Below are 7277 nucleotides of genomic sequence, written 5' to 3'. Positions count from 1 at the left end.
GCCGATCATCCGCCCGGGTGGCGCCGCGCTCGGTGAGCCGGCTCGCCTGCACCTCGGCGATCACGTCCGCGACGGTGGCCGCGTTGGACTCCACCGCGCCGGTGCCTTCCTCAGCGCACCTGTTCACCCGGCTGCTGCACGCGGTGGTCTGGTTTGCTGGGTGCTGGCATGCCGTACCGAACGCGGTCACCTACCGTCGTGCCGGTGGGGCCGGGCGGGAACGCGACGGGAAGGGAGCGCCCTGATGCGTGCGTCGAGTCGCGGCAGCCAACGTGGCCACGGCGCATCTGGTGTGCCCTGGCGACGCGATCGCGGTAGCGCGCGAACTCGCGGATAGGGAGGCGGTTTGACAGCGCGGCTGCGCATCCTCCGGTGGGCCGTGACACTGCTCGCCGCCGTGACGGCCACGGCCTGCGCGACGGGCGGCGGGGTGCCCGGAACGCCGCGGCCGCACGCGGCCGGACCGACGGCCGCGACCACGATCCCGTCACCCTCGGCCCGGTCGGAGGCCGAGGAGCACGCCTCAGCGGTGGCCTCCTGCGTGCGGGCCAGCCTGACCGGCATGGACGAGCGGACCAGGGCCGGCCAACTGTTTGTGGTCGGGGTGCCGGCGACCGGCCCCGGCCCGACCGAGTCCGCGGTGCTCGGCCGCTACGGCCTGGGCGGGGTGTTCCTGGTCGGGCGCGGCAGGGGCGGGGTGGACGGCGTCGCCCACGTCGCCGACGCCGTCCAGCGCGTCGGGACCGCCGCCGCGCACGGCGTCGGCCTGTTCGTCGCCGCCGACCAGGAGGGCGGCGAGGTGCAGGTGCTGTCCGGGCCCGGCTTCTCCGACATGCCGTCCGCGGCGGTGCAGGGCCGGTGGCCGCCGGACCGGCTGCGCGCCGCGGCCAGCCAGTGGGGACGCGAACTGCGCGCGGCCGGCGTCAACCTGAACCTGGCCCCGGTCGGCGACGTGCTCTCCGCCCGGCTCGGCGCGGCGAACGCGCCGATCGGCCGGTTCGACCGGGCGTTCGGCACCGACCCCGCGACCGTCGCCGCGCACGTCACCGCGTTCGTGCAGGGCATGCAGGACGCGGGGGTGGCCACCACGGTCAAGCACTTTCCCGGGCTCGGCCGGGTCACCGGCAACACCGACTTCTCCGCCGGCGTGACGGACGCGGAGACCAGCCCGAACGACCCGGCGCTCGGCCCGTTCGGTGCCGCCGTCCGGGCCGGTACGACGTTCGTGATGAGTTCATCGGCCACCTACCCGCGGCTCGACCCGGCGCACCGGGCGGTGTTCTCGCCGGCCGCGCTGCGCGGCCTGGTCCGAGGCACGCTCGGCTTTTCCGGTCTGATCGTCTCCGACGACCTCGGCCGCGCCCAGGAGGTCGCCGCGGTGCCGGTCGGCGAGCGCGCGGTCGACTTCCTCGCCGCGGGCGGCGACGTCGTGCTCACCGCCGACCCGAACACGGTCCAGCCGATGGTGGACGCCGTGGTCGACCGGGCGCACCGCGACCCGGGCTTCGCCGACGCGGTCGCGGCGTCCGAGCGGCGGGTGCTGACCGCGAAGGCCGACCGGGGCCTGCTGCCGTGCGGCGCCGCACCACGGTGACGGCTCCCGACGGGCGGTGCGGCATAGTGGGCGGTTCCAGCCCGGTCGAGATCCGTTGGGGTGTTGAGGACACGTGTGCGGCCTGCTTGGACTGATCTGCGCCACCGAAACCGACGCCGCTGCCGCGCGGGACGCCGTCGCGGCGGCCCTGCGCTGCCAGCGGCACCGCGGCCCGGACGAGACCGACACATGGGCCGACGCCGAGGTGGTCTACGGCTTCAACCGGCTCGCGTTCATCGACCTGGAACGCTCGCACCAGCCGCTGGTCTGGGGGCCGCCGGAGGCGCCGACCCGCTACACGCTGAACTTCAACGGCGAGATCTACAACTACCGGGAGTTGCGCGCCGAGCTGACCTCGACGTTCGGCACCGCGTTCCATACCGAGGGCGACGGTGAGGCGATCGTCGCCGCCTACCACCACTACGGCCCGGACGCCGTCCGCCGGCTGCGCGGCATGTTCGCCTTCATGATCTGGGACGCGCAGGAGAAGACGGTCTTCGGCGCGCGCGACCCGTTCGGTATCAAGCCGCTCTACTACGCGGCCGGGCCGGGTGGCGTGGCGTTCTCCAGCGAGAAGAAGAGTCTGCTGCAGCTCGCCGGCACCCTCGGCGTCGCGGGGGAGTTGGACCGCACCGCGCTGCAGCACTACCTGGTGCTGCAGTACGTGCCGGAGCCCGAGTCGCTGCACACCGGGATCCGGCGGGTGGAGTCCGGCACCTCGTTCCGGGTCCGCCCGGGCGGCCCGGTGCGGTTCACCCGGTACTTCCACCCCCGGTTCGACGCGCGGGCGGTCCGCGACGCCGCCGAGGCCGACGCGCTGTACGAGCGGATCGCCGACGTGCTGCGCGACTCGGTGGCCAAGCACATGATCTCCGACCCGGACGTGACGGTCGGCGCGTTCCTCTCTGGCGGCATCGACTCCACGGCCACCGCGACCCTGGCCAAGCAGCACAACCCGAACCTGATCGCGTTCACCACCGGGTTCGAGCGGCCCGGCTACTCCGAGGTGGACGTGGCCGCCGAGACGGCCGCCGCGATCGGCGTGAAACACGTGGTCCGCACGGTGTCGGCCGACGAGATGATGGAGTCGCTGCCGCTGATCGTCTGGTACCTGGACGACCCGGTGGCCGACCCGGCGCTGGTGCCGCTGTGGTTCGTCGCCCGCGAGGCCCGCAAGTACGTCAAGGCCGTGCTGTCCGGGGAGGGCGCCGACGAGCTGTTCGGCGGCTACACCATCTACCACGAGCCGATCTCGCTGGCGCCGTTCGAGAAGGTGCCCGGCGGGGTGCGCAAGCTGATGGGCCGGGTCTCCACCCGGATCCCCGAGGGTACTCGGGGCAAGGACCTGCTGCGCCGCGGCGCGCTCACCCTGGAGGAGCGGTACTACGGCAACGCCCGCAACTTCCGCGACGAGCAGCTGCGCGCGGTGCTGCGCGGCTACGCCGAGGGCGTGGGCGCCACCGACGTCACCGCGCCCTGGTACGAGGTGTCCCGCGGCTGGGATCCGGTGGCCCGCATGCAGCACGTCGACCTGTTCACCTGGCTGCGCGGCGACATCCTGGTCAAGGCCGACAAGATGACCATGGCCAACTCGCTGGAACTGCGGGTGCCGTTCCTGGATCCGGAGGTGTTCCGGGTGGCCGCGAGCATCCCGGTGGAGCAGAAGCTGACCGCCGGCACCACCAAGTACGCGCTGCGCCAGGCGCTCGCCAGGATCATCCCGCCGCACGTGCTGCACCGGCCCAAGCTGGGCTTTCCAGTGCCGATCCGGCAGTGGCTGCGCGCCGAGATGTACGACTGGGCGCGCGGGGTCATCGCCGACTCGCGGACCGACCACCTGCTGGACAGAACCGCGGTGCGCGCGCTGCTGGACGAGCACCGCGAGGGCCAGTTCGACCGCAGCCGGCAGATCTGGGCGCTGCTGGTGTTCATGATCTGGCACGGCATCTTCGTGGAGCACCGGATTACCCCGAAGGTCCCCGAATCGGTCTATCCGGTGCGGTTGTGATCGACGTCTCACCCCCTGGCCACCTCGGGAGGAGCCGTTCCGCATGGTGGTGATCGAGGCGCTGGACACGCCGCGGCGCCGCGACGACCCGGCGCCGGACTCCGCTCTGGACCGGGAGTTGCCCCGCGACCAGCGGGCCGCCGGTGGCGTGCCGCAGACCTCCGGCGGGCTCCGGTGACCGCTCCGGACAGCGCCGAGCCCGCGCCCGGCGCGCTCAACGCCGGGGAGCCGGTGCCGGTCGGCGGCGCCGGCGGCACGGTCACCATCGTCGAGGGCAGCACGTTCTGCCTCTCCGACGCGGCGGGGGACATCCAGCCGGGCACCGCGTACGGGTTCTTCTTCCGCGACTCGCGGCTGGTCTCCCGCTGGGAGCTGCGGCTGGACGGGCAGGCCCCGCACCCGCTGTCGGTGCGTACCCCGGAGGCGTTCGCGGCCCGGTTCGTGCTGCGCCGCCCGCCCCGGGACGGCCGGACCGACAGCACCCTGCTGGTGGTCCGGGATCGGCTGGTCGGCGACGGCCTCCGGGAGACCGTCACGCTGGCGAACCTCGGCCGCGAGGCCAGCGCGGTCAACCTGGTGCTGCACGTGGACGCCGACTTCGTGGACCTGTTCGCGGTCAAGGAGGGTCGGGCCGCACACGGCGGGGCGGACGCGCACGCGGCCGGGGACGAGCTGTCCCTCCGGGACCGGTCGAACGGCTCGCGTGGCCTGTCCGTCACCGCCTCGGCCGACCCTCTGGTGCTGCCCGGGGCGCTGAGCTGGCGCATCGTCGTGCCGCCCGGGGAGAAGTGGACCACCGAGATCGTCGTGCAACCCACCCTGGCGAATCGGAGGGTGCGGCCGCAGTTCCACCGTGGCGAGGGGCTGGAGTCCAGTGGGCCGGCCCGCAGGCTGCGCGCCTGGCGCAGCGGGAGCAGCGCGATCATCGCGGACGACCCGCTGCTTACCGCGGTGCTCCGGCGCACCGAGAGCGATCTGGGTGCGCTGCGCATCGAGGACCGCTCGATGGGCCGCCGCCCGTTCGTGGCCGCCGGCGCGCCCTGGTTCATGGCCCTGTTCGGCCGGGACAGCCTGCTCACCGCCTGGATGGCGCTGCCCCTGGACGTCGGGCTGGCGGTGGGCACGCTGCAGACGCTGGCCGAGTCCCAGGGCCGGCGGGTGGACCCGATCACCGAGGAGGAGCCCGGCCGCATCCTGCACGAGCTGCGCTGGGGCCCGGACAGCGCGCGGGTGCTCGGCGGCAGCCACTACTACGGCACCATCGACGCCACGCCGCTGTTCGTCATGCTGCTCGCCGAGGCGTGGCGGTGGGGCGCGGACGAGGCGGTGGTGCGCAAGCTGCTGCCCGCCGCCGACGCGGCACTGTCCTGGGTGGACGGTTACGGCGACCGGGACGGCGACGGGTTCGTCGAGTACCAGCGGGCCACCGACCGCGGCCTGCTCAACCAGGGCTGGAAGGACAGCTTCGACGGCATCAACGACGCCGAGGGCCGGGTGGCCGCCGCCCCGGTGGCGCTGTGCGAGGTGCAGGGCTACGTCCACGCGGCGTGGCTGGCCAGGGCCGAACTCGCCGACGGCTTCGGCGACCCGGCCACCGCGGCGCACTGCCGGTCCCGTGCCGACGGGCTGCGGCGGCGCTTCGCCGAGGCGTTCTGGCTGCCGGAGAAGGGGTGGTACGCGGTCGCGCTGGACGGCCGCAAGCAGCCGGTGGACGCGCTGACCAGCAACGTGGCCCACTGCCTGTGGACCGGGATCGCCACCGACGAGCACGCCGCGACCCTGGTGCGGCACCTGGCCGGCGCGGACATGGACTCCGGCTACGGGCTGCGCACCCTGTCCGCGGCGATGGGCGCGTACAACCCGATGAGCTACCACAACGGGTCGGTGTGGCCGCACGACACCGCCATCGCGGTGGCCGGCCTGCTCCGCTACGCGCACCTCGACGGCGCCGTGGACCTCGCGCAGCGGCTGGCCACCGGGCTGCTGGACGCGGCGTCCTCGTTCGGCGGCCGGCTGCCCGAGCTGTTCTGCGGCTTCGCCAGGGACGAGTTCAGCCCGCCGGTGCCGTACCCGACGTCGTGCTCGCCGCAGGCGTGGGCCAGCGCGGCGCCGCTGCTGCTGGTGCGCGCCTTCCTCGGCCTGGACCCGCACGCGCCGCGCCGCACGCTCACCGTCCGGCCGAACCTGCCGCCCCGGTGGGGCAGGGTGGAGCTGAGCGACCTGCGGCTCGGCCCCGCGACGGTGCACATCGACGCCGAGGGCGACACGGCCACCGTCCGCGGGCTGCCCGCCGACTGGACCGGCCCGGAACCCGCGCATCCAGCGGGCTGAACGGAGGTTCGGGGGCACCGGAACCGCCCGTTCAGCCCGCTGAACGGGCGGGGGAGGGGTCAGACGCCCTTGCGGAAGCGTTCGGTGAGCTCCGCGCCCCACTGCGGGCGGGCCGGGCGGACGCCGGAGTCGTCGGCGAACCGGTCGAGCAGGTCGCCGACGTGCACGTCCACCGCGGCCTCCACCAGCTCGGCGTACACCGCCGCGGCCGCGCGCGAGCGCCGCCAGGCGACCAGCCCGGCCGCGGCGCCGGCGACCGCGGCCGGCCACCACACCGAGCCCAGCGCCAGGTAGAGCAGCGCCCACCCGCCGAGGGCGGTGGCGTCGTCCAGCCGGCGCCGGCCCTCGGTCAGCGGCGTGCGGGTGCTCTCCGGCAGCAGCAGCCACAGCCGGGGCCAGGCGAAGCCGAGGTCGAGGCCGTACTCGTCGCGCACCCGGACCGCCGGCGCGGTCAGCCGGTCGCCGATCCAGGTGGGGCAGCGTGGTTCGATCAGCGCGATGCCGTTGCGGCGCCGCACCAGGTCACCGAGTGCGTCGCGGTCGCCGGCGTCCCTGGCCTCTCGGCACCGCTGGTCCGCCCGCGTCCAGGCACGCCGGCGGCGCTCGCGCAGCCGGCCCGCCACGCCGCGCAGCGGCCGGGGCCACCGCCCGGCCAGCGCGTGCTCCACGGGAACGCCCAGGGCGCGGGCCAGCATGCCGCTGGCGAACGACGCCACCAGCAGCCCGACCAGCAGGAGAACCGTGCGGGTCAGCCCGTCCGGCCGGTCCGCTCCGGTGCTGGCGACCCGGCCGACCAGGGCGGTCAGCGCGCCGGCGTCCGCCCAGTGCCGCTGGCCCAGCGTCACCGCCGCGGCCGCCACCGCGGTGAACAGCAGGCCGGGCAGCACGAGCAGGGCCACCCAGCGGTCGGCGAGCTTCTTGCCCAGCTCGGCGAGGAACCCGGTCATCGCGCGGCCCTAGTCGGCGACGAAGCGCAGTGCCCGCTCGTGGACGGCGCACCGGGGCACCGCGGCCCCGGCGCGCCGCACCTCCACCCGGCTGCACGCGTCACCCGGGCACACGTAGACACCGGTGACCGGCGGCGAGCCCGAGTCGAGGACCTCGGGCGGCAGCGGGCCGCCCCGGGTGGGGCACGGGGGTGGCAGCCGGTCGTCGCCCGGCCCGGGTTCGCTGCGGAGCCGGGCGAGGAACGGGCCGATCGGTTCGCCGCGCCGGGCGGCACGCACGGCCTGTTCGACGGCGGCCCGGTCCGCGGCCGACGCCGGGCCGGCCAGTAACCGCCGCAGGTCGTGCAGCTCCGCGCAGAAGGTGGCCAGCTCGTCCTGATCGGCTGCGCTCGACATG

6 protein-coding genes and 1 pseudogene are annotated in these 7277 nt (G+C 74.9%); 4 read left to right on the top strand and 3 right to left on the bottom strand.

Features of this window, described 5'->3' with window-relative positions; translation table 11 throughout:
- Positions 1 to 103: pseudogene (locus FFT21_RS18260) on the bottom strand (sulfate adenylyltransferase subunit CysD); the annotation flags it as partial.
- Positions 104 to 346: 243 nt separating this feature from the next.
- Here FFT21_RS18260 and FFT21_RS18255 point away from each other — a divergent pair.
- The 4 genes from FFT21_RS18255 (at position 347) to FFT21_RS18245 (ending at position 5933) form a co-directional block, all read left to right on the top strand.
- A complete protein-coding gene (locus FFT21_RS18255; RefSeq protein ID WP_225978531.1) occupies positions 347 to 1594 on the top strand; it encodes a glycoside hydrolase family 3 N-terminal domain-containing protein in 1248 nt (415 codons plus the stop codon).
- Positions 1595 to 1667: 73 nt separating this feature from the next.
- Positions 1668 to 3602: an asparagine synthase (glutamine-hydrolyzing) gene (gene asnB / locus FFT21_RS18250; protein ID WP_137815103.1), complete on the top strand. Its 1935-nt coding sequence runs from the start codon at positions 1668 to 1670 to the stop codon at positions 3600 to 3602.
- 43 nt (positions 3603 to 3645) lie between these two features.
- Positions 3646 to 3780, top strand: a complete 135-nt coding sequence (locus FFT21_RS30335; RefSeq protein WP_264081652.1) for a hypothetical protein — start codon at positions 3646 to 3648, stop codon at positions 3778 to 3780.
- Positions 3777 to 5933: an amylo-alpha-1,6-glucosidase gene (locus FFT21_RS18245; RefSeq protein WP_137815102.1), complete on the top strand. Its 2157-nt coding sequence runs from the start codon at positions 3777 to 3779 to the stop codon at positions 5931 to 5933. Before FFT21_RS30335 ends, FFT21_RS18245 begins: the two co-directional genes overlap by 4 nt.
- Positions 5934 to 5992: 59 nt before the next feature.
- Here FFT21_RS18245 and FFT21_RS18240 read toward each other — a convergent pair whose 3' ends face one another.
- Both FFT21_RS18240 and FFT21_RS18235 read right to left on the bottom strand, forming a co-directional pair.
- On the bottom strand, positions 5993 to 6880 hold the full coding sequence (locus FFT21_RS18240; protein WP_137815101.1) for a hypothetical protein: 888 nt from the start codon (positions 6878 to 6880) through the stop codon (positions 5993 to 5995).
- Between the two features lie 9 nt (positions 6881 to 6889).
- Positions 6890 to 7276, bottom strand: coding sequence for a hypothetical protein (locus FFT21_RS18235; protein ID WP_137815100.1), 387 nt, complete (start codon positions 7274 to 7276; stop codon positions 6890 to 6892).
- Between the last annotated feature and the right edge of the window lies 1 nt (position 7277).

Origin of the sequence: Gandjariella thermophila, assembly GCF_005405885.1 — a bacterium.
Classification (GTDB): Bacteria; Actinomycetota; Actinomycetes; order Mycobacteriales; family Pseudonocardiaceae; genus Gandjariella; species Gandjariella thermophila.
The sequence above is the reverse complement of the archived record's forward strand: the minus strand, read 5'-3'. Positions and strand labels throughout refer to the sequence as shown.

Bases quoted from the DNA above. Each gene is read 5' to 3' on its own strand.
- FFT21_RS30335 (WP_264081652.1), top strand. From the start codon at position 3,646: ATGGTGGTGATCGAGGCGCTGGACACGCCGCGGCGCCGCGACGACCCG.
- FFT21_RS18240 (WP_137815101.1), bottom strand. From the start codon at position 6,880: ATGACCGGGTTCCTCGCCGAGCTGGGCAAGAAGCTCGCCGACCGCTGG.
- FFT21_RS18235 (WP_137815100.1), bottom strand. From the start codon at position 7,276: ATGTCGAGCGCAGCCGATCAGGACGAGCTGGCCACCTTCTGCGCGGAG.